Raw genomic sequence first — 23,616 nt, 5'->3', positions numbered from 1 at the left:
GCTCCCCGACGTGGTGTGGCTCGTGGATGATGGTTGGTTGGCGGTGCGGCCGGCGGGGCGCAGGCGCGGCTCGTGCGCGTCCGTGTGCTGCCCGCCGGCCGGCGGATCCGCGTGTCGCTGTCCGGTGCCCCGGTCAGCCGAGGTCGTCGAGGAGGGCGAACAGCTCCTCGTCGCTGGCTGTGTCCAGGTCCCGGTCGGTGTCGTCGTCCCCGGTCGCGGTGCCGTTCGCCGTGTCGGCGATGTCCAGCAACTCGCGCAGCCGGTCGGTGATCCGGTCGAACGCGTCCCGGTCCGCCGAAGCGGTCCGGATGGCCGACTTCAGCCTGTCCAGATCCGCGAGGACCGGCGTGGCCGCCGCTCCCTCCTCGACCGTGATCCGCTGCCGCAGATGGGCGGCGAGGGCGGCGGGGGTGGGGTGGTCGAAGACCAGGGTGGTGGGCAGGCGCAGTCCGCTCGTGGTGCTCAGCTGGTTGCGGAGCTCGACTGCTGTCAGTGAGTCGAAGCCCAGCTCCTGGAAGGCCCGGCCGGGGTCGACGGAACCGGGGTCGGAGTGGCCGAGCACCGCGGCCACCTGGGTGCGCACGAGATCCGTCAGGGCCTCGACGCGCCGCTCCTCGTCCGGCAGGGCACCGAGCCGCTCCGCCAGCGAGGGGCCGCCGTCGGCACCGCCGGTGCCCGCCGCCGCACGGCGCGGCGCGGCCGGCGCGAGGTCCCGCAGCAGCGGGAGCAGACGCTCGCCCTGCTTGCGCAGTGCGCCGGTGTCCAGCCGGGTGACGGCCAGCACCGCCTCGCCGGTGGCCGGAGCCGCGTCGAACAGCTCCATCGCGTCCGCGGACGACAGCGGCAGCAGGCCCAGCCGGGCGAGCCGGCGCAGGTCGGTCTGGTCGAGTTGTCCGCTGATGGTGCTGGCCTGGTCCCACAGGCCCCAGGCGAGGGAGACGGCGGGCAGTCCGAGTGCCCTGCGGTGCTGGGCGAGGGCGTCCAGGAAGGTGTTCCCGGCGGCGTAGTTGGCCTGGCCGGCGTTGCCGATCAGGCCGGCGACGGAGGAGTAGAGGACGAATGCCTCCAGGTCGAGATCCTTGGTGAGTTCGTGCAGGTTCCAGGCCGCGTCGACCTTCGGACGCAGTACACCGGCGAGCCGCTCCTCGGTGAGCGAGGAGAGCAGACCGTCGTCGAGGGTGCCGGCGGTGTGGACGACGGCGGTGAGGGGGTGTTCGGCGGGGATGGTGTGGAGGAGGGAGGTGAGGGCGTTTCGGTCGGCGGCGTCGCAGGCGGCGATGGTCACGGTGGCGCCGAGGGTGGTGAGTTCCTGCTGGAGTTCTCGTGCGCCGGGGGCGTTGGTGCCGCGTCGGCTGAGGAGGAGGAGGTGTCGGGTGCCGTGCCGGGTGACGAGGTGGCGGGCGAGGACGGTGCCGAGGGCGCCGGTGGCGCCGGTGATGAGGACGGTGCCGCGGTCCCAGCGGGGCTGTTCGGTGTGCTGGTTGGTGGTGCGGGCGAGGCGGGGGACGAGGAGGGTGTTGTCGCGCAGGGCGAGTTGGGGTTCGTGGCTGGTGAGGGCGGTGGTGGGGATGGTGTCGGTGTCGGTGTCGATGAGGGTGATGCGGCCGGGGTTTTCGGTCTGGGCGACGCGGAGCAGGCCCCACAGGCCGGCCTGTGCGGGGTCGGTGGGCTGTCCTTCGCGGGTGGCGAGGGCGCCGCGGGTGACGACGGCGAGGGTGGTGTCGTTGGTGCGTTCGTCGGCGAGCCATGACTGTGTGGCGTTGAGGGCGTCGCGCAGGGCGGTGTGGGCCGCTTCCGGCACGTCACCGTCCGGGACGGGCGGGGTGAACACAACCGTCCGGGGGACGGAGCCCTCGGCCCTCACCGCGTCCAGGCTCGCGTGCCTGCTCGCTCCGTCGACTGTCACGTCGCCGACGACGGCCCAGCCGGTGGTGTCGGTGGCGGTGGTGTCGGTGGCGGGCAGGGTGTTCCAGGCGACGCGGAAGAGTCCGTCGCGGGCGGTGGAGGCGGCCTCGCGCAGTGCGTCCTTGGACAGCGGGCGCAGCAGCAGGGACTCGACCGAGGCCACTGGGGCACCGGTTCCGTCCGCCACCGTCAACGCCGCCTCCAGCGTGTCCGAGTCCTGTCCGGACAGCGCGAGCCGGACCCGTAGCACGGAGGCGCCGGTCGCGTGCACGGTCACCCCGGACCAGGCGAACGGCAGCAGCGCCGCGCGGTCCTGGTCGGCGACGCCCGGCAGCAGCGGGTGCAGTGCGGCGTCGAGCAGGGCCGGGTGCAGGACGTACCGTCCGGCGCCGGCGCGCTGCTCCTCGGGCAGGGCGACCTCGGCGTAGATCTCGCCGTCGCCGCGCCAGACCCGCCGCAGGCCCCGGAAGGCCGGACCGTAGGCATAACCCGAGTCGGTCAGCCGGTCGTAGGCCCCGTCGAGCGGCACCTCGCGGGCACCGGCGGGCGGCCACGGCAGCGGCGGCTCGTCAAAGACGCCGGCGACCGGGGTCAGGGCCCCGCTCGCGTGCGACGTCCACGGGCGGTCCGCGGCGACGTCGCCGTCGTCGAGCCGAGAGAAGACCTCGACCGTGCGCCGCCCGGCACCGTCGGCCTCGCCGATCGCGAGCTGCACCTGGACACCGCCCTGCTCGGGCAGGACCAGCGGTGCCGACAGCGTCAGCTCCTCGACCCGCTCCGCGCCCAACTGCCCGCCGGCCCGCACCGCCAGCTCCAGCAGCCCGGTCGCCGGCACCAGCACCGTGCCGTGCACCGCGTGCTCGGTCAGCCAGGGCTGGGAACGGCGGGACAGGCGGCCGGTGAACAGGTACTCGTCGCGGTGCGCCATGCGCACGGCGGCCCCGAGCAGCGGATGATCGGCGGCGGACAGGCCGAGCCCCGCCGCGTCGGCGGGTGACTCCGCACCGTCCAGCCAGTACCGCTCGTGCTGGAAGGCGTACGTCGGCAGGGCGACCCGACGGGCGCCGGGGAAGACCGTGTCCCAGTCGGGGGCCGCGCCGCGCAGCCGCAGTGCGGCGATCGCCGCGGCGACGGTCTCGGCCTCGGGCCGGCCCCGGCGCAGCGCCGCGACCAGGGCACCGGCGCCCTCATCCAGGCTGCCCCGGGTGAGCGCGGTGAGTACCGCGTCCGGGCCGAGTTCCAGGAAGTCGGTGACGCCCTGGGCCTCGAGGAAGCGCACCCCGTCCAGGAAGCGCACCGCCTCCCGGATGTGGGTGGCCCAGTAGTCCGGCGAGGTCAGCTGCGCGTCGGTGGCGAGGGTGCCGGTCACGTTGGACACGACGGGGATGCGCGGCGCCCGGAAGGACAGCCCGGAGGCCACCTCGCGGAACTCGTCGAGGATCTCGTCCATGTGCGCGGAGTGGAAGGCGTGCGACACCGGCAGCCGCTTCGTGCGGACACCCCTGGCCCGCCAGGCCGCGGTGACCTCCTCCACGACGTCCTCGTCCCCGGAGATCACCATCGACTCGGGACCGTTGACGCCGGCGATGCCCACCGCGTCGCCGTACGGCGCGATCGAGGCGTACACCTCCTCCTCGGAGGCCTGCACGGCGGCCATCGCGCCCCCCTCGCGGGCGGCCTGCATCAACCGGCCGCGTTCGGCGACCAGGCAGCAGGCGTCGTCCAGGTCGAGCACCCCGGCGAGATACGCGGCGGTGACCTCGCCGATGGAGTGGCCGAGAAGGTAGTCGGGAGTGAATCCGTGATGCTCGAAGAGCCGGTACAGCGCGACCTCGATGCAGAACAGCGCGGCCTGCGTGAACGCGGTCTGGTCGATCAGGGCGGCGGTCGCGGAGTCCTCCCGGGCGAACAGCACGTCCTTGACCGGGCGGGCGAGTTCGGCCCGGAACCGGGAGCACACCTCGTCCAGCGCCTTCGCGAACACGGGACTGCTCTCGTAGAGTTCGCGTCCCATGCCGAGCCGCTGGCTGCCCTGCCCGGTGAACAGGAACGCGGTCTTCCCCGGCCGTGCCGAACGGGCCCGGACGACTCCGGCCGACTCACCGCGCTCGATCGCCGCGAGACCCCGCAGCAGCGACTCGCGGTCGGCGCCGACGACGGCCGCCCCCTCGTCCAGGACCGCGCGGGTGGTCGCGAGGGAGAGGCCGACGTCGGCGGGAGACAGGTCCGGGTGCTCCAGCACGTGCTGGTGCAGCCTGCCTGCCTGGGCCCGCAGCGCGGTCTCGTCCTTCCCGGACACGATCCACGGCACCACGCCGCCCGGGGACTCGGGGCCGGCGGCCGGGCGGCGGTCCACGGGTGCCGCGGGTGCCTCCTCCACGATCACGTGGGCGTTGGTGCCGCTGATGCCGAAGGAGGACACGCCCGCCCGGCGCGGCCGGCCGGCGGCCGGCCAGGGGGCCTCCTCCGTGAGGAGCGCCAGGGTGCCCGTCTCCCAGTCGACGTGCGGGGACGGTGCGTCGACGTGCAGGGTCTTGGGCAGTACTTCGTGGCGCATCGCCTGGATCATCTTGATGATCCCGCCGACTCCGGCGGCGGCCTGGCTGTGTCCGATGTTGGACTTGAGTGAGCCGAGGTAGAGGGGGCGTCCGTCGGGTCGTTCCTGGCCGTAGGTGGCCAGTAGTGCCTGTGCCTCGATCGGGTCGCCCAGGGTGGTGCCGGTGCCGTGTGCTTCGACGGCGTCGACGTCGGCGGGGGTCAGGCCGGCGTTGGCCAGGGCCTGGCGGATGACTCGTTCCTGGGAGGGGCCGTTGGGTGCGGTGAGGCCGTTGGAGGCGCCGTCCTGGTTGACGGCCGAGCCGCGGACGACCGCGAGTACCTGGTGGCCGTTGCGGCGGGCGTCGGAGAGCCGCTCGACGAGCAGCAGGCCGACGCCCTCGCTCCAGCCGGTGCCGTCGGCGCCCGCGGCGAAGGACTTGCAGCGCCCGTCCGGCGACAGACCCCGCTGCCGCGAGAACTCCACGAACGTGCTGGGACCGTTCATCACCGTCACCCCGCCCGCGAGCGCGAGGTCGCACTCCCCGGCACGCAGCGCACCGGCCGCCATGTGCAGCGCCACCAGCGACGACGAGCACGCCGTGTCCACGGTGACCGCCGGACCCTCCAGGCCGTACGTGTAGGACAGCCGGCCCGACACGACGCTGGACAGGTTCCCGGCGAGCAGGAACCCCTCGAACTCATCCGGAGCGGACGCCAGCCGCGACGCGTAGTCGTCGTACATCGCGCCGGTGAACACACCGGTGTTGGAACCGCGCAGCAGGGCGGGGTCGAGACCGGCGTTCTCGAAGGTCTCCCAGGCGGTCTCCAGCAGCAGCCGCTGCTGCGGGTCGGTGGCCGTCGCCTCGCGCGGGGAGATGCCGAAGAACTCCCGGTCGAACAGGTCGGCGTCGTGCAGGAAGCCGCCCTCGCGGACGTACGAGGTACCGGTCTGCTCCGGGTCCGGGTCGTACAGGCCCTCCAGGTCCCAGCCCCGGTTGACCGGGAACTCGGTGACGGCGTCCACGCCGTCCGCCACCAGCCGCCACAGCTCCTCGGGCGAGGACACTCCACCGGGGTAGCGGCAGGCCATACCGACGATCGCGATCGGCTCGTCGGCCGGGCCGCGCCGCCGGGCCGGCGTCGGCCCGACGGCCGGCCGCGAGGACTCGGAGACCCGGGAGAGCAGATGGGATGCCACGGCCCCGGGCGTCGGATGGTCGAAGACCACCGTGGCGGGCAGCCGCAGACCCGTGGCGGCGCCCAGGCGGTTGCGCAGGTCCACGCCGGCCATCGAGTCGAAGCCGATGTCGTTGAAAGCGCGTTCGGGGTCGACGGAGGTGCCGCCCGCGTGGCCGAGGATCGCGGCGACGGTGTCCCGGACCAGGCCCAGGGCGGCGTCGCGGCGCTTGTCCTCGGGCAGTGCCGCGATCCGGCGCGCCCAGTCCGATCCGGCGCCCCCGGTGCCCGCACCGGTCTGTGCGACGCGACGGGCACGGGTGCGCACGAGTCCGCGCAGGAGCGCGGGCAGCGGTTCGGCGCCGGTACGGAAGCGGGTCAGGTCCAGCGCCACCGGTACCAGCAGCGGCTCGGTGCTCTCCAGCGCCGTGTCGAACAGGGCAAGTCCCTGCTCCGGGGTGAGCGGGGTCATCCCGGCGCGGGCCCAGCGGGCGAGGTCGGAATCGCCGAGGGTGCCGCCCATGCCGTGCGAGGCGTCCCACAGGCCCCAGGCGAGCGAGGTCGCGGGCAGCCCGGAGGCGCGGCGGTGCGCGGCCAGGGCGTCCAGATAGGTGTTGGCCGCCGCGTAGTTGGCCTGGCCCGCGGTGCCGGTGATGCCGGACACCGAGGAGAACAGCACGAAGGCCGCCAGGTCGAGGTCCTTCGTCAGCTCGTGCAGATGCCGGGCCGCGTCGACCTTGGGGCGCAGCACCCTGGCCAGTTGCTCCGGTGTGAGCGACTGGGCGGTCGCGTCGTCGAGGACGCCCGCGGTGTGCACCACCGCCGTCAGCGGATGCCGGGGGTCGACGGCGGCGAGCAGTCCGGCGAGGGCGTCCCGGTCGGCGGCGTCGGCGGCGACCACGGTCACCTCGGCGCCCAGCGCGGTCAGTTCCGACCGCAGCTCGTCGGCGCCCGGCGTGCCGGGGCCGCGGCGGCTGCTGAGCAGCAGATGGCGCACGCCGTGCTCGGTGACGAGGTGCCGGGCGAGGAGCGCGCCGAGCCCGCCGGTGCCGCCGGTGACGAGCACGGTGCCGTCCGGATCTGGAGCCGGGGCCGGTGCCGGAGCCGGAGCCGGGGCCGGCCCGTTCCGCACCGGCTCGGGGTCGCGGCGGGCCAGCCGCGGGGCGTACAGCTTGCCGCCGCGGACGGCGAGTTGGGGTTCCCCGGCCGCGAGAGCCGCGGGCAGCAGACGGTCGTCGTCACCGTCGAGGTCCACCAGCACGACGCGGTCCGGGTGCTCGGACTGCACCGAGCGGATCAGGCCCCACACCGGTGCCGCGGCGAGGCCGGTGACGTCGTCGCCGGGCAGCGCCGCGACGGCACCCCGGGTGACGAACGCCAGCCGTCCGTCGGCGAACCGTTCGTCGGCCAGCCACCGCTGGACCAGCTCCAGCGCGTGGCGTACGGGCCGGTGCGCGCCCTCGGCGGTGTCGGGCGCGCCGGACGGCCGTACGACCACGATGCCGGAGCCCGCGGCGGCGTCGAGGCCGTCGACCGCCTCCGCCCAGTCCGGACCGTCGCCTAGCCGGGAGGGGGACGGGGGTCCACTCCACGGTGTGCAGCGCGGCGGCCGGGGCGGCGTCGGCGTCGGCCGCGAGCCGACGGGCGTCGACCGGGCGCAGCGTCAGCGACTCGACGCCGGCGACCGGGGCGCCCGTGTCGTCCGCCATGGAGACGCGGTAGGTGTCCGGACCGTCGGGGGAGATCCGGATCCGCAGGCCGGTGGCGCCGGTGGCGTGCAGGCCGATCCCGGACCAGGCGAAGGGCAGCCGGATCCGTCCGGAGTCGCCGTCGGCTCCCGCGTCCAGCACCAGGGGGTGCAGGACGGAGTCGAACAGCGCGGGGTGCACGCCGAAGCCTGCGGCGGTCTCCCGGTGTTCGTCCGGCAGCCGCACCTCCGCGTACAGGTCCTCGCCGTGCCGCCACAGGGCCCGCAGCCCCTGGAAGGCCGGTCCGTAGTGGTAGCCGAGCGCGGCCAGCCGGTCGTACACGCCCTCCAGCGGCTCGGCCGCGGCGCCCTGCGGTGGCCAGACGCCGAAGGCGGGGTCGGGCTCGGGGACGGCGGCCTCGGTGGCGAGGGCACCGGTCACGTGCCGGGTCCAGGGGCGGACGGTGCCGTCGTCGCCGGTGTCGGGACGGGCGTGGACGGAGAACGGCCGCAGCCCCGAGGCGTCCGGGGCGCCGACCGCGATCTGGACCCGCACGGCGTCCCGGCCGGTCAGCGGCAGCGGTGCCTCCAGCGTGAGGTCCTCGACCCGGCCGGCGCCGAGGTGGTCGCCGGCCGCCATGACGAGCTCGACGAAGGCGGTGGCGGGTACCAGCACGGTCGAGCCGATGGTGTGGTCCGCGAGCCAGGGGTGGCCGCTCAGCGACAGCCGCCCCGTGAACAGCGTGTCCTCCCGGTCGGCCAGTTCCACGGAGGTGGACAGCAGCGGGTGCTCCGGGGCGTCCAGGCCGAGGCTGCGGGCATCGGTGGGCGACGCGGGCGCCAGCCAGTAGTGGGTGCGCCGGAAGGCGTACGTCGGCAGGCCGTCGGCGGTGCCGGCGCCGGGGAAGAACGTCGCCGCGTCCAGGGCGGCCCCCGCGGCGTGGGCGCCCGCCAGGCCCTGGGCCAGCGTCTCGGCCTCCGGACGGCCCGCCCGCATCAACGCCACGGCCGTGGCCCCGGTGTCCTCCAGCGCGCCCCGGGTGAGCGCGGTCAGCACGGCGTCCGGTCCGGCCTCGACGAACACGGTGGCGCCCTGGGCGGCGAGTTCGCGGGCCGCGTCGAGGAAGCGGACGGCCGCGCGGATCTGGTTCGCCCAGTAGTGGGGCGAGGTGAGTTCGGCCTCGGTGGCGAGCCGGCCCGTCACCGTGGAGACGATCGGCACGGTGGGCGCCGAGAAGGCGATCGTGGACGCGACCTCGCGGAACGCGTCGAGGATGCCGTCCATGTGCGGGGAGTGGAAGGCGTGCGAGACCGTGAGCCGCTTGGTCCTGCGGCCCGACGCCCGCAGCAGTTCCGCGACCTCGAGGGCCGGCTCCTCGTCGCCGGAGATCACCACGGACGCGGGTCCGTTGACGGCCGCGAGGGACAGCCGTGTCTCCAGTCCCTCCAGGTACGGAAGGACCTCCTCCTCGGCGGCCTCGACGGCGATCATGGCACCGCCCGAGCGGGCGGCCTGCATCAGCCGGCCGCGCGCGGCGACCAGTTTCGCGGCGTCGTCCAGGCTCAGCACCCCGGCCGCGTGCGCGGCGGACAGCTCACCGACCGAGTGCCCGGCCAGCAGACCGGGGGTGACACCGTGGTGTTCCAGGAGCCGGAACAGTGCCACTTCGAGGGCGAACAGCGCGGGCTGCGTGTACGTCGTCTCGTCGAGCAGGGCGGCCTCGCGGCTGCCCTCCGCGGCGAAGAGCACCTCGCGCAGCGGCAGGTCCAGATGGGCGTCGAGCGCGTCGAGCGCGGCGTCCAGGGCCTCGGCGAACACCGGATGGCGCGCGTACAGCTCCCGGCCCATGCCGGCCCGCTGGGCGCCCTGACCGGTGAAGAGGAACGCGGTGCGGCCCGCGCCCCGGGCGCTGCCGGTGACGACGCCGGGCGCGTCCGCGCCCCGGACCAGCGCGTCCAGACCGGCCAGGTAGCCGTCCCGGTCCGCGGCGAGGACGACGGCGCGCTGCTCGAAGGCGGTACGGGTGGTGGCGAGCGCCCGGCCGATCGCCGCCGGTTCCGGCGCCCGGTCACCGTCCGCGTACGCCCGCAGGCGCTCGGCCTGGGCCCGGAGCGTGTCGGGGTCCCGGGCCGACAGCAGCCAGGGTGCGGGCACGGCGGGAGCCCGGACGGCGGGCGGCGCGGCGGACGGCGGCGGCGCGTCCGGGGCCTGTTCGAGCACGACGTGCGCGTTGGTGCCGCTGATGCCGAAGGAGGACACGGCGGCCCGCCGGGGCCGGCCGGTGTCGGGCCAGGCCCGCTCCTCGGTGAGCAGCTCCAGCGCGCCCGCGTTCCAGTCCACGCGCGGTGACGGCTCGTCGACGTGCAGCGTCCGGGGCAGTACCCCGTGCCGGATGGCCTCGACCATCTTGATGACACCGCCGACACCGGCGGCCGCCTGGGCGTGGCCGATGTTGGACTTCAAGGAGCCCAGGTACACCGGCGCGAGCCCGTCCCGGCCGCTTCCGTAGGTGGCCATGAGGGCCTCGGCCTCGATGGGGTCGCCGAGCCGGGTGCCGGTGCCGTGCGCCTCGACCGCGTCGACCTCGGTGGCCGCCAGACCGGAGTCGGCCAGGGCCTGGCGGACGACGCGCTGCTGCGACAGGCCGTTGGGCGCGGTGAGGCCGTTGGAGGCGCCGTCCTGGTTGACGGCGGAACCGCGCAGCACGGCCAGTACCCGGTGGCCGTTGCGGCGGGCGTCGGAGAGGCGCTCGACGAGCAGCAGGCCGACGCCCTCGCTCCAGCCGGTGCCGTCCGCGTCCGCGGCGAAGGACTTGCAGCGCCCGTCCGGCGCCAGACCCCGCTGCCGCGAGAACTCCACGAACATGCCGGGCGACGACATCACGGTCGCACCGCCGGCCAGCGCCATGCTGGTCTCGCCCGAGCGCAGGGAGCGGATCGCCAGGTGCAGCGCGACCAGCGAGGACGAGCAGGCGGTGTCGGTGGTGACCGCGGGTCCGAGCAGCCCGAGCTGGTAGGCGATCCGGCCGGACATGACGCTCGCCGTGCTGCCGGTCAGGACACTGCCCTGGACGGACTCGGGCGCCTCGTGCATCCGCGGGCCGTACTCCAGCGCGGTGGCGCCGACGAAGACGCCCGTACGGGAACCGCGCAGCGTCTCCGGGTCGATCCCGGCCCGCTCCACGGCCTCCCACGCCGACTCCAGGAGCAGCCGCTGCTGCGGGTCCATGGCCAGCGCCTCGCGCGGCGAGATGCCGAAGAAGGCGGCGTCGAACTCGCCCGCGTCGTGCAGGAATCCGCCGTGCCGGACCGCGCTGCGGCCGGGGCGGTCGGGGTCGGCGTCGTAGAGGTCGTCGGGCCAGCCTCGGTTCACGGGGAACTCGGTGATCGCGTCGCCGCCCTCCGACACGAGCTTCCACAACTGCTCCGGGGACGTGACCCCGCCGGGGAAGCGGCAGGCCATACCCACGATCGCGATCGGTTCGTCGGCGTCGGCGGGCCGGGCGAACTCCTCCCCGGCGTCCGGCTCGTCGGTCGCGTCCGCCAGCCGCGTGGCGAGGAACGCGGTCAGTTCCCGCGGGGTGGGGTGGTCGAAGAGCAGGCTGCCGGGCAGGGCCAGCCCGGTGGCCTCGGCGAGGGCGGCACGCAGTTCCGTCGTCATCAACGAGGTGAACCCGAGCTTCTGGAACGGGACGCGCGGATCGAGCCGTTCGCCGTCCCCGTACTCGAGGACGGCGGTGACATGACTCGTCACCAGCTGCTCGGCGAACCGCAGACGCTCGGCCCGGCCGGCCGGCGCAGCGCCAGACGCCGCGGCCGGTGACCGCTCCTCGTCGGCCACCGGGGCGAGCGCCCGCACCTCCTTGCGGGCCGTGGCGTCGAACCAGTGGCTGCGGCGCTGGAACGCGTACGTGGGCAGCGGCACGGAGCGGCCGCCGGCGTCCGCGTGGACCGCGCGCCAGTCGACGTCGGCGCCACGGACGAACGCGGTGGCGACCGCGGCGAGCAGCGTCCGGGTTTCGGGGCGCCCGGCGCGCAGCGTGGGGGTGGCGTCGGCGAGGGAGCTGAGGACCGCGTCCGGGCCGACCTCCAGGAGGACCGTCGCGCCGAGCCCGTCCAGGGTCCGTACGGCGTCGGCGAAGCGGACGGCGCGCCGGACCTGTTCCGTCCAGTAGCAGGGGGTGCGCAGGTCGTCGCCGGAGGCGAGAGCGCCGGTGAGGGTGGAGACGACGGGTATCCGCGGGGCGTGGTAAGTGAGTTCCTTGGCGACCTTGTGGAACTCCTTGAGCATGCCGTCCATGAGGGGCGAGTGGAAGGCGTGCGAGACGGTGAGGCGCTTCGTCCGGCGCCCGGCCTCGGCGAGCCGTGCCGCCACGTCCGCGGCCGCGTCCGCCTCGCCCGAGATCACCACCGAGGCGGGCCCGTTGACCGCCGCGAGGGACAGGCGCGCCTCCAGTCCCTCCAGGTGGGGGAGGACCTCCTCCTCGGTGGCCTCGACGGCGATCATGGCACCGCCGGCGGGCAGCGCCTGCATCAGCCGGGCCCGCGCCGCGACCAGCCGCGCCGCGTCGTCGAGGGACAGCACGCCGGCGACGTGGGCGGCGGCCAGCTCGCCGATCGAGTGTCCGGCGAGGAAGCCGGGCCGCACGCCCCAGGACTCCAGCAGCCTGAAGAGCGCCACTTCGACCGCGAACAGCGCCGGCTGGGTGCGACCGGTCTCGTCCAAGCCCGCTCCGGAGGCGATGACCTCCCACAGGGGCTGCCCCAGCAGCGGGTCGAGCCGCTCGGCCACGGCGTCGAAGGCGTCCGCGAACACGGGGTGCTCGGCGTAGAGTTCCTGGCCCATGCCCGGTCGCTGCGCCCCCTGCCCGGTGAACAGCAGAGCGGTGGCACCGGCCTCGCCGCGGCCCCGGACCACCCCGGCGCCCGGCCGTCCCTCGGCCAGCGCCCGCACACCGTCCAGCAGGGCCGCGCCGTCGGCGCCGACCACTACGGCGCGGTGCTCGAAGACCGTACGGTCCGCCGCCAGCGAGTACCCGGTGTCGAGCGGGTCGGGCGCGTTCTCGGCGCCGGCGAACTCGGCGAGCCGCGCGGCCTGTCCGCGCAGCGCCTCCTCGGAGTGCCCGGTGACCACCCAGGAGAGCGAGGAGGGGGCCGCGGAGCCGGTGAGGGTGTCCGGCTCCGCGGCCGGGAGGGGAGGCTCGCAGACGACGACGTGCGCGTTGGTGCCGCCCATGCCGAACGAACTGACGCCGGCCACCAGCGGACGGTCCGGACGCGGCCAGGCGGACAGCTCGCGCTGGACCTCCAGACCCAGTTCGGCCAGCGGGATCGCCGGGTTGGCGGTCCGGAAGTTCAGGCTGGCGGGAAGTTCCCGGTGGGTGATGGCGAGCAGCGTCTTGATCAGGCCCGCCATGCCGGCGGCGCCCTCCAGGTGCCCGATGTTGGTCTTGACCGAGCCGACCCGCAGCGCGCCGTCCGCGTCGGTGCGGTCCGCGCCGAGGGCGGCGCCGAGCGCGGCGGCCTCGACGGGGTCGCCGACCGGGGTGCCGGTGCCGTGCAGTTCGACGTACTGGACCCGCTCGTTCGGGCCGAGCCCGGAGCGCCGGTGCGCCTCGCGGATCAGCTGCTCCTGCGCGGTGCCGCTGGGGACGGTGAGTCCGTCGGCGGCGCCGTCGTTGTTGACCGCCGTGCCGCGGATCACGCCATGGATCCGGTTGCCGTCCGCCAGGGCGGCCGACAGCGGCTTGAGCACCACCACGCCGCCGCCCTCGCCGGGTACGAAGCCGTTGGCACGCGCGTCGAAGGTGTACGAGACACCGTCCGGGGACAGTGCGCCGAATCGTTCCTCCGTCGTGGCGTTCTCGGCCAGCAGATTGAGGTTGACGCCGGCCACCACGGCCGTCGTCGACTCGCCGCTGCGCAGGCTCTCGCACGCCAGGTGCACGGCGACCAGCGACGACGACTGCGCCGAGTCCACCGTGAGACTCGGACCGCGCAGCCCCAGGTGGTACGAGACCCGGCCCGCGATGACGCCCCGGTTCACCCCGGCCATCGTGTGCTGGGTGACCGCCTCGTCCCCGTACTGGTAGAGCAGGTTGGTGTAGTCGTCGCGCAGGGTGCCCACGAACACGGCGGTCCTGCTGCCGCGCAGCGACGCCGGGACGATCGCGGCGTCCTCCAGGGCCTCCCACGTCAGTTCGAGCACGAGCCGCTGCTGCGGGTCCATCGCGGCGGCCTCGCGCGGCGAGATGCCGAAGAACCCGGCGTCGAACCGGTCGACACCGTCCAGGAACGCCCCGCGCCGGGCCCCGGACGAGCCGGGCACCGCGTCCGCGGGCACGTCCCAGCGGCCCGGCGGCACCTCGGTCACGGCGTCGGAACCGCTGTGCAGCAGCTCCCAGAACGCCGCGGGATCCGCGGCCCCGGGGAGCCGGCAGGACAGTCCCACGACAGCGATCCGCTCCACCTGCCCGGTGTGCGCCCCGGCTGCTACGGAATTGTTCTCACTGGTGACCACGCTCGGCTGCCCTTTCCTGGCTGTGTCGTTCGGACATCTGCCCGCGGAAAATCCACGCGGCCGCGACCCGAAACCTCTTCCAGACCTTGCAAGCAATGTGACGAAAGACTAGAAACACCGGGTAGGTGATCAGTCACGGTGTGGTAACTGCCGCCGCTGGAATGCCTGATGACCGGCCCATTGCCGAGCAGTGAGCGGGCGGTGGAACGCCTGCGGATACCGTCTGGGCGGACTCACGCGATTCCGCGCGGCCAGGTCGTCCCACTGATCTCTGATTGCCGCGGCTTTTGATTCCACTCCGCTTGCCGAAGGAGAGTAAATCGCTATGAGCAAAAAGCGCGAAGGCCGCGCGATAGTGCTCGGCGGGAGCATGGCGGGCCTTTTCTCCGCCCGTGCTCTCTCCGAGACCTTCGCGAACGTCACGGTCGTGGACCGCGACGAGCTGACCGGTCCGCACGAACTGCGCCGCGGGCTGCCGCAGGGGCACCACCTGCACGGCCTGCTCGCCCGCGGCCAGCAGATCACCGAGGAGTACTTCCCGGGCATCACCGAGCAGATGAGGGCGGCCGGCGCCCAGACCGGTGACGTCGCCGACGACGTTCGCTGGATCATCAACGGCAAGCGGCTCGCCAAGGTCGACTCCGGGCTGATCGCCCTCACCTCCAGCCGCCCGTTCCTCGAGCGCCACGTGCGCGACCGGGTGCTCGCGCTGCCCGAGGTCTCGTTCCTGGAGCGGGCCACCGTCCAGAGCCTGACGACCACACCGGACCGGCGCGAGGTCAACGGCGTCGTCGTGCGCCGCGCGGACGGCACCGAGGAGACCCTGCACGCCGACCTCGTCGTGGACGCCACCGGACGCGGTTCGCGCACCTCGGTCTGGCTGGAGGAGTTCGGCTACGAGGCCGTCCAGGAGGAGAAGCACAAGATCGGCCTCGGCTACACCACCCGCTACTACCGCGTCCCGGACGAGGCGTTCGAAGGCAACATCTCCATCAACACGGTCGCCTCGGCCGGCGTGCCGCGCGGCGCGATCTGCCAGAAGATCGACGGCGACCGCGCCATCGTCACCGCCTACGGCATCCTCGGCGACCACCCGCCCACCGACCCCGAGGGCTTCATCGGCTTCATCAAGTCCCTCGCCGCACCCGACATCCACGAGGTGCTCACGGTCTCGGAACCCATCGACGACCCGATCGCCTACAAGTTCCCGACCAACCTGCGCCGCCACTACCAGCGGATGACCGACTTCCCGGCCGGTCTGCTGGTCATCGGCGACGCCGTGTGCAGCTTCAACCCCAGCTACGCGCAGGGCATGACGGTCTCCGCGCTCGGCTCCCTGGTGCTGCGCCGACACCTCGCCGACACCCACCGCCCGGACCCGCTCCGGTACTTCGAGGACCTCGCCCGGGACGCCGTCGACGGCTGCTGGGAGATGGCCGTGGGCGCCGACCTCAGCTTCCCCGAGGTCGAGGGCGAGCGCACCCCCGAGGTGCAGCAGGCGCACGCCTTCATCGCCCAGGTCCAGGAGGCCGCCACCCGCGACGCCGCGGTGGCCCGCGCCTACTCCCGGGTCATCGGCCTCGTGGACTCCCCGGCGGTCCTCCACGACGCGCCGATCGAGGCCGCGATCGCCGGAGCACAGCGGTGACGGCGACGCGGATCGCCCTCGACGACCTGGTCTTCGACGTCGACGTCGCCGGTCCCGAGGACGGCGAACCCGTACTGCTGCTGCACGGGTTCCCGCACAACAAGGAGTCGTGGACCGAGACGGCGCCGCTGCTGCACGCCGCGGGCCTGCGCACCGTCGCCCCCGACCAGCGGGGCTACTCGCCGGACGCCCGCCCCACCGCCGTGGCCGACTACCGGCTGCCGCACCTCGCCGCCGACGCGCTCGGCGTCCTCGACGCCCTGGGCGCGTCCTCGGCCCACGTGGTCGGCCACGACTGGGGCGCCGCGGTGGCCTGGTACCTGGCGGCCCGGCACCCCGGCCGGGTGCGCTCCCTGACCGCGCTGGCCATCCCGCACCTCGACGCCTACCAGCACGCCTACCGTGTCGACGAGGAGCAGCAGCACAGCTCCCAGTACGTCGAGTTCCTCGTCTCGGACGGCGCCGCCGACCACTTCCTGGCCGACGGCGCCGCCCAGCTGCACGCCTGGTTCACCCAGGCCGGCGAGGGCGTCCTCACCGACGCCCAGATCGCCCGGTACGTCGCCACGCACACCGCCGACGGCACGCTCGACGCCGCCCTGAACTGGTACCGCGCCAACAACCTCCTCGGTGACCCGCTGGACTTCGGACCGGTCACCGTCCCCACCACCTTCGTCTACAGCCGCACCGACACGGCGGTCAGCGAACTGGCGGTGGCGAAGACCGAGGAGTACGTCACCGGGCCGTACCGGCTCCTGACGCTCGAGAAGACCTCGCACTGGCAGCCGCAGCAGGATCCGGACACCGTCGCCGCCGAGATCCTCGCCCGCGTCGGCGCGTACCGGCAGACCCACTGACCGACCGACACCCACAGGCACAGAGAACGAAAGAGGGAACCCATGTCTTCGAACACCGCTCCCGCGGTGGAGCTGCGGGCCGGGCCGCGCGAGTGGTTCGGACTGCTGGCGCTGCTGCTTCCGGTGACGCTGATGACCGCCGACCTCGGTGTGCTGTGGCTGGCCACGCCCTACCTGACGGCCGACCTTCAGCCGACGAGCTCCCAACTGCTGTGGACCACCGACCTCTACGGCTTCATGACCTGCGGCTTCCTGGTCGTCATGGGCACGCTCGGGGACCGCATCGGCCGCCGCAGGCTGCTGATCCTCGGCTCGCTCGGCGTGATCGCGGCCTCGGTGCTGGCGGCGTACTCCACCAGCCCCGAGATGCTGATCGTGGCGCGCGCCCTGCTCGGCGTGGCCGGCGCCGCGGTGCTGCCCTCGACGCTGTCGCTGATCATCCACATGTTCAAGGACGACCGGCAGCGGGCGACCGCCATCGCGACCTGGGTCACCGCCCTGTCGGTGGGCATCGCCATCGGACCGGTCATCGGCGGTGTGCTGCTGGAGCACTGGTGGTGGGGTTCCGTCTTCCTGATGGGCGTCCCGGTCATGCTGGTGCCGGTGCTGCTGGCGCCGGTGCTGCTGCCCGAGTACAAGGACCCGGGCGCGGGGCGGCTCGACCTGGTCAGCGTGGTGCTGTTCCTGGCGGCGATCCTGCCGGTCGTCTACGGCATCAAGAAGTTCGCCGAGCACGGCTGGAGCCTCGCCAACCTGGCGGCGATCGTCATCGGCGCCGCCTTCACGGTGGTCTTCGTACGCCGTCAGAACGGCCTGGAGACCCCGCTGCTGGACATGCGGCTGTTCAGGACCCGCGCCTTCACCGGCGCCCTGCTGACGCTGCTGTTCGGCATGATGGCCCTGAACGGCGTCGAGTACCTCGTCCCGCAGTACCTGCTGGTCGCGGGCGAACTGACCCCGCTCGCCGCGGGTCTGTGGCTGCTGCCCGGAGCCGCCGGGCTGATCATCGGCTCCCAGCTGACCCCGGTGCTCGCCAAGCGTTTCCGCCCGGCCTACGTGATCACCGCGGGCCTGGTCGTCACCCTGGTCGGTTTCTGGCTCACCGCCACGGCCGGGCCGGACGACTCGGGCATCGTGCCGGCCGCGGCGGGCCTCGCCGTGATCATGTTCGGGGTGGCCCCGATCAGCGTGCTCGGCACCGCCCTCGCCTCCGGCGCGGCCCCGCCCGAGAAGGCCGGCGCCGCGTCCGCGACCGGGCAGACCGCCTACGACCTGGGGCTGGCGTTCGGCATCGCGGTCACCGGCAGCGTCGCCGTCGCCGTCTACCGCTCCGGGATCGCCGACACCGCTCCGGCGGGTATCCCGGCCGCGGCGGAGGAGGCCGCCCGGGACACCGTCGGCGGCGCCGCCAAGGCCGCGGAGACGCTGCCTCAGAACGTCGGCGAGCAGCTCCTCACCGCCGCCCGCGAGGCGTTCACGGCGGGTTTCCACGCCACCGCCTGGATGAGCGCGGGCATGGCCGTACTGACCGCCGTCGTCGCCCTGGTACTGCTCCGCCACATCCCGGCCATCGGCGCCGCGACCGCTCCCGACACCGTTCCCGAGGGCGGCGAGCCCGCGGCCGGCCCGGAGCCCGCCACGTCCGCCGAGGCCGCCACGTCCGCCGAGGCCCGCGAAGAGCCCGTCACCAGCGCCTGAAGGGACCGACATGACCGACCAGCCGACCACGCGGGACGGCTTCGCCGAGCCGTTCCTGCTGGAGGTGCTCGCCTCCGGCGGCCTGGACGCCGCTTACGTGCGCGCGGAGGGCAACACCCTGTACCGGCACGGCGAGGACGGGGAGGAGATTCCCGTACTCGACTTCGTCGGCGGCTACGGCTCGCTGATGCTCGGGCACAACAACCCGGAGATCAACGCCCGGGCCAGAGAGCTGCTGGACCTGCAGACGCCCGTCCACGCGCAGTTCTCCCGCCACCCGTACGCCGACGAACTGGCGGCGGAGCTGAACCGGATCGTCCAGCGCGAACGCGGGGACGACGAGTCGTACTACGCCATCTTCGCCAACAGCGGCGCGGAGGCCGTCGAGGCGGCGATGAAGCATGCCGAACTCGACCGCGGACTGCGGCTGTCGGCACTCACCGAGGAGATCGACGCACATCTGGACGAGGTCCGGGCGCGGGTCGCCGACGGCACCGCCACGGTCCCGCCCGAGGTCGCCGGGTCCGCCGACGAGCTGATCGCGGACGTCCGGCGCCGGAACGAGGAACAGCTGGCCCGCGGCCCGCTGTTCCTCACCCCGGAAGGCGCCTTCCACGGCAAGCTCGCCGGCAGCGTCCAGCTCACCCACAACCCGGGCTACCGGCTGCCGTTCAAGTCCCTCGCCGCGCAGGCCAGGTTCGTGCCCCGGGACCAGCCGGGCGCGCTGCGCAAGACCGTCGACGAGGAGCGGGCGCACCTGCTCGACCTGGTCGTGGAGGGCGGCCGGGTACAGGTCGTCGAGCGGGACCACCCGCTGTTCACGGCCTTCGTCCTGGAACCCGTCCAGGGCGAGGGCGGCATCCACGAGCTGTCCGCCGAGTTCGTGGCGGAGGTCCAGGAGGTCTGTGCCGAGGCCCGGATCCCGGTCGTCGTCGACGAGATCCAGAGCGGCATGGGACGCACCGGCAGCTTCCTGGCGGCCACCCGGCTGGGGCTGAAGGGCGACTACTACACGCTGGCCAAGAGCCTGGGCGGCGGTATCGCCAAGTCCGCGGTGCTGCTCGTCCGCAAGCCGCTCTACCACGGGCAGTTCGAACTGGCCCACAGCTCCACCTTCGCCAAGGACGCCTTCTCCTGTCTCATCGGGCTCAAGGTGCTCGAGATCATGGAGGCCGACGGCGGTGCGGTCTACCGCCGGGCGGCGGAGCGCGGTGAGCGGCTGCTGGGGATGCTCCGGTCGGTCCGGGCGGACTTCCCCGAGACGGTGCGGGACGTGCGCGGGCGCGGCCTGATGCTGGGGCTGGAGTTCCGGGACCAGTCGGACGCCGCGGCCGAGCCGCTGCGGCAGGTGGCCCGCAGCGGGTTCTTCGGCTACTTCGTCGCGGGCCACATCCTGCGGGAGCACCGCGTCCGTGTCTTCCCGACGTCGAGCGCGGTGAACACGCTGCGGTTCGAGCCCTCGGTGTATGTGACGGACGAGGAGATCGACCGACTGGAGGCCGCGCTGCGCGACGTGTGCGCGATCATCCGGGACACCGACGGAGCCCGGCTCGCTCCGATCGGCTGAACATCCTGGCCGTCGTAGGATGAACCGAAACAGACTGTACTCGCTGTTTCAGTCCCGCAAATCGAGACACTGAGCCTCTGAACCACCCTCATGTCCGGCCCGACCCAGGGTCGCCGACGCTCCGGAGGGCCCGGGCAATCCCCCGCCCCGGGCCCTCCGGTCTGTTGTTTTGCCAGGTGAGCGGCAGTGCCTGTGGGGTCGTGGTGGATGTGTGTCGCTTCGAGTGGTCGCCACTTTGACAAACCGGTGTGCTGGTTTGTAAAGTCGTGGCCAGGAGAATACGACAGCGTGCAGGACTGGGGGAGTTATGCGCTTTCGGATGCTCGGTCCACTCGAGGTGTTGTCCGGCGAGCAGTCCTTGCCGCTGGGGGGTGTGAAACAGCGGGCGACCCTCGGGTACCTGCTGCTGCAGGCCAACCAGGTGGTGCCCACCAGCCAGTTGCTGTCCGCCCTGTGGAGCACCGACAACGCGCCCGCCACCGCGCGGAAGATCCTGCAGAACGCGGTCTGGGGACTGCGCGGGATGCTCAGCGAGCACGGATCCGCGGCCGGCGCGGCGGGCGAACTCGTCACCCGCGCGCCCGGCTACATGATCCGCGTCGACCCCGACCGGGTGGATCTGCACCTGTTCCGCCGTCGGGTGTCCGAAGGGCGGGCCCGGCTTTCCGCCGGAGTCCATCACGAGGCGGTCCGCCTTCTCGGTGAGGCCCTCGACCTGTGGCGCGGACCCGTCCTCGCCGACCTCGTCGAGACCGGCACCATGTGGCCGGAACTCACCGCCGTGCAGAACAGCCGCCTCGACGTCCTGGAGGACTACCTGGAGGCGAAACTGCGGTGCGGCGAGCACTACGCGGTCCTCGGCGAGCTGGAGACCACGGTCGAGGCGGAGCCGCTGCGGGAACGCAGCTCGGGCCTGCTCATGCTCGCGCTCTACCGGTGTGGCCGCCAGGTGGACGCCCTGTCCGTGTACAACCGCATCAGGGCCACCCTCGTCGAGGACCTCGGACTCGAGCCCGGCCACGAACTGCGCCGCCTGCAGCAGGCCATACTGGCCCAGGACCAGGCCCTCGACCAGGCGTCGGCACTCCTCGGCACGGCAGTCCCGGCCACGACTGCCGTCCCGGCCGCGACTGCCGCCCGGCCGGCGCCCGCCGTCGCTCCGCCCAACCACCGGGAGGTGCCCGCGCAGTTCCGCGGTCACGAGGACCGCCGGCCGGCCTCGCCGCCGTCGCCTCGCTCAGCGCGCCGGACGCAGAGCGCCGAACGGCAGGTCGCGGTCGTCCAGTGGCCGGCGCAGCCGCGCGGCGCCCCCGTCCGCGGCGGGACAGCCGTCCGCACCGCACCGGTGGCGGAACGCCCGCACCTCAGCGTGCTCCTCGTCCAGAACCGGCTCACGCCCGGGCACAACGGCTTCCGGCCGGAGGCCATGGACGAGGACTTCGAGCATCTCAACGCGGTCACGCGGCAGCAGATCGAGCGCCTCGGCGGCGAACCCGTGGCCACCATCGGCGCGGTGACACTGGGGCTGTTCCGCCCGTGCTCCGCGGCCGCGGACGACGGGACACGCCGTGGGGAGGAGCCCACCGCGGCGCTGCGGGCGGTGCGAGCCGCGGCGGCCATCCGCGACCGCCTCGCCGTCCCGGTCCTGCCGCACGGCCGGCCGGCCTCGCCCGGACTGACGTTCCACGCCTCCGTGGCCACCGGCCGCGTACTGGTCCGCTCCCAGCCCGGCGACGGCACCGCGCCCACCGTCAACGGCGCCCTGCTCGACCTGTGCCAGGCCCTGCTGGCCGAAACCGAGCCCGGCGAGATCCGGGTGTGCGCCGCGACCCGGGCCGCCACCGTGTCCGTCGTCGCCTACGGGCTGGCCGACGGCTCCCCGTCCGGCTGGCGGGCGCTGAACCCGCCGGCCGAGGACTCGCCCGCCGGCGACGGAGCGATCTGAGCCCCGGCGGCCGTCCGCCGTCCGCGTCCCACCATCTCCACCGTCCCCTGCGCCTCCACAACCGGAATTGGTGTGCGATTACTTGGCGATGGAATTCGGCCAATAGTGTGCAAGCTGTTTGGGACTGGCTGTCATGAATTCCTCCCCGCTCCCCGGGCCGGGGAGGGCTGTGATGTCGAGTTCCGTACCACTGCGGTTCGAAACCACCCCCACAGCGCGACCGCAATTCCTGGTCAGTCAGTTCCTCATGGAGGTGCACAGTCATGTCCGCCATTTCTCGACGACGCTTCATAAGACACGGTGCCGTCGCCGGTGGCGCCGCGGTGGCGCTGCCCGCCCTCGGCGGCTGGGCAGGCGAGGCCTTCGCCGCACAGCCGTCACCCGCCGCGGCGATCGCCGGGGGCGAACTCGTCAAGGTCACCCCCGGCGACCCGCGCTACGCGACCCTCGTGGCCGGCGCCAACGGCCGCTGGAAGGGCACCCCCGACTACGTCCTGGTCGCGAGCGACGCCGACCAGGTGGCCCAGGCCGTCCGGGAGACGCTGGCCAAGGGGCTGCGCTTCGCCGTCAAGAGCGGCGGGCACTGCTACGAGGACTTCACCACCCACAGCGGAGTCCGCGTCCTCATCGACATCTCCGCCATGGCGGCGATCGAGTTCGACGCGTCCCGCCGCGCCTTCGCCATCGGCCCCGGCGCCCAACTGGGCAGCGTCTACCAGAAGCTGTACGACGGCTGGGGCGTCACCCTGCCCGGCGGCACCTGTCCGTCCGTGGCCGTCGGCGGTCACATACCCGGCGGCGGCTACGGCCCGCTCGCCCGCTCCCACGGCATCACGGTCGACTACCTGTACGCCATCGAGATCGTCGTCGTCGACCGTGCCGGCACGGTCCGCAAGATCGTCGCCACCCGGGAGCACGACGACCCCAACCGCGAACTGTGGTGGGCCCACACCGGTGCGGGCGGCGGCAACTACGGCATCGTGACCCGCTACTGGTTCCGCAACGACGCCGGCGGCCTCGACCCGGCCGCGCTGCTGCCCCGGGCGCCCAGGGAACTGATCATCTCCGAGGTCACCTTCCCCTGGGACAACACCATGACCGAAGCGGCCTTCTCCAGGCTCCTGCGGAACTTCTCGGCCTGGCACGCGGCCAACGACTCCGCCGGCCACCCCTACGCCCGGCTCTTCAGCGCCCTCAAGCCGCGCCACCGCTCCGCGGGCGAGTTCCTGATGTCGACCCAGATCGACGCGGCCGTGCCCGGCGCGGACACCCTGCTCGACGCCTACCTCGCCGAGATCGTCGCCGGCACGGGCCTGACGTACACGGTCGTCACCCGCAAGCGGGTCGACTGGCTCTACAACGTCCTCAACTGGCCCGGCCTCGGCGGGGACGGCTTCGAGGGCAAGGGACGCTTCAAGGCGAAGTCCGCCTACCTGCGCAAGACCCTGCCGGACGCCCAGATCAAGGCGTTCTACAAGCACCTCACCCGCACCGACTACGACAACCCGGCGGCTCTGGTCGAGATCGCCGGCTACGGCGCCGCGGCCAACCTGCCCGCCTCCTCGGCCACCGCCACCGCGCAGCGCGACTCGGTCATCAAGATGCTCTTCGTCAACCTCTGGGCCACCGAGGCCGAGGACCACCGGAACCTCGCGTGGGTCCGCGAGTTCTACCGCGACGTGTTCGCGGCGACCGGGGGAGTTCCGCGACCGAGCGGCGTCAATGACGGAGCCTTCATCAACTACGCCGACGCGGACCTCGCCGACCCCGCGCTGAACACCTCGGGGATCGGCTGGAGCACCCTGTACTTCAAGGACGGCTACTGCCGGCTGCAGGCCGCGAAGACGCGGTGGGACCCGCGGAACGTGTTCACCCACACCCTGGGCATCGAGCGGGCCTGACCCCCGCACCCCGCCGAGCGGCCCCCGGAAGCCCGGGGGCCGCTCGTGTGTCCGGGGTGCGTCTTCCCGACGGTGCCCGGCGGACGCGGATGCCGGGCACGACGGAGAACGCCGCCCTCCTCCTCTGTGTGCGGCAGGGAGAAGGGCGGCGTTTCCGGGTCGGGGGGCGAGAGC

At 73.5% G+C, this 23,616-nt stretch carries 6 protein-coding genes and 1 pseudogene; 6 read left to right on the top strand and 1 reads right to left on the bottom strand.

Annotated elements, in window-relative coordinates; genetic code table 11:
* Positions 1–133: 133 nt before the first annotated feature.
* Positions 134–13,826, bottom strand: a pseudogene (locus tag Sru02f_RS38095) (type I polyketide synthase).
* A 325-nt stretch (positions 13,827–14,151) separates the two neighbouring features.
* Here Sru02f_RS38095 and Sru02f_RS26645 point away from each other — a divergent pair.
* From Sru02f_RS26645 to Sru02f_RS26620, 6 genes are all read left to right on the top strand, one after another.
* Entirely contained in the window at positions 14,152–15,474 is a 1,323-nt protein-coding gene (locus tag Sru02f_RS26645) for an FAD-dependent oxidoreductase (protein ID WP_109028351.1), read from the top strand.
* Positions 15,471–16,331 carry an alpha/beta fold hydrolase gene (locus tag Sru02f_RS26640; RefSeq protein ID WP_109028352.1) on the top strand — a complete coding sequence of 287 codons (861 nt, stop codon included), beginning with the start codon at positions 15,471–15,473 and terminating at the stop codon, positions 16,329–16,331. Before Sru02f_RS26645 ends, Sru02f_RS26640 begins: the two co-directional genes overlap by 4 nt.
* Positions 16,332–16,373: 42 nt before the next feature.
* Positions 16,374–18,029, top strand: coding sequence for an MFS transporter (locus Sru02f_RS26635; protein WP_109028353.1), 1,656 nt, complete (start codon positions 16,374–16,376; stop codon positions 18,027–18,029).
* A 10-nt stretch (positions 18,030–18,039) separates the two neighbouring features.
* Positions 18,040–19,596, top strand: a complete 1,557-nt coding sequence (locus Sru02f_RS26630) for an aspartate aminotransferase family protein (protein WP_109028354.1) — start codon at positions 18,040–18,042, stop codon at positions 19,594–19,596.
* A gap of 319 nt (positions 19,597–19,915) precedes the next feature.
* Positions 19,916–21,541 (top strand): AfsR/SARP family transcriptional regulator, encoded by a 1,626-nt coding sequence (locus Sru02f_RS26625; RefSeq protein ID WP_373103565.1) that lies wholly within the window; start codon positions 19,916–19,918, stop codon positions 21,539–21,541.
* Positions 21,542–21,804: 263 nt separating this feature from the next.
* The gene (locus tag Sru02f_RS26620; protein WP_109028356.1) at positions 21,805–23,442 is read left to right on the top strand and encodes an FAD-dependent oxidoreductase; all 1,638 of its coding nucleotides are present in this window, start codon (positions 21,805–21,807) and stop codon (positions 23,440–23,442) included.
* The last annotated feature ends 174 nt before the right edge of the window (positions 23,443–23,616 follow it).

The sequence above is a fragment of the Streptomyces rubrogriseus genome, assembly GCF_027947575.1.
GTDB lineage: Bacteria > Actinomycetota > Actinomycetes > Streptomycetales > Streptomycetaceae > Streptomyces > Streptomyces rubrogriseus.
The sequence above is the reverse complement of the archived record's forward strand: the minus strand, read 5'-3'. Positions and strand labels throughout refer to the sequence as shown.

Bases quoted from the DNA above. Each gene is read 5' to 3' on its own strand.
- Sru02f_RS26645 (WP_109028351.1), top strand. From the start codon at position 14,152: ATGAGCAAAAAGCGCGAAGGCCGCGCGATAGTGCTCGGCGGGAGCATG.
- Sru02f_RS26635 (WP_109028353.1), top strand. From the start codon at position 16,374: ATGTCTTCGAACACCGCTCCCGCGGTGGAGCTGCGGGCCGGGCCGCGC.
- Sru02f_RS26630 (WP_109028354.1), top strand. From the start codon at position 18,040: ATGACCGACCAGCCGACCACGCGGGACGGCTTCGCCGAGCCGTTCCTG.
- Sru02f_RS26625 (WP_373103565.1), top strand. From the start codon at position 19,916: ATGCTCGGTCCACTCGAGGTGTTGTCCGGCGAGCAGTCCTTGCCGCTG.
- Sru02f_RS26620 (WP_109028356.1), top strand. From the start codon at position 21,805: ATGTCCGCCATTTCTCGACGACGCTTCATAAGACACGGTGCCGTCGCC.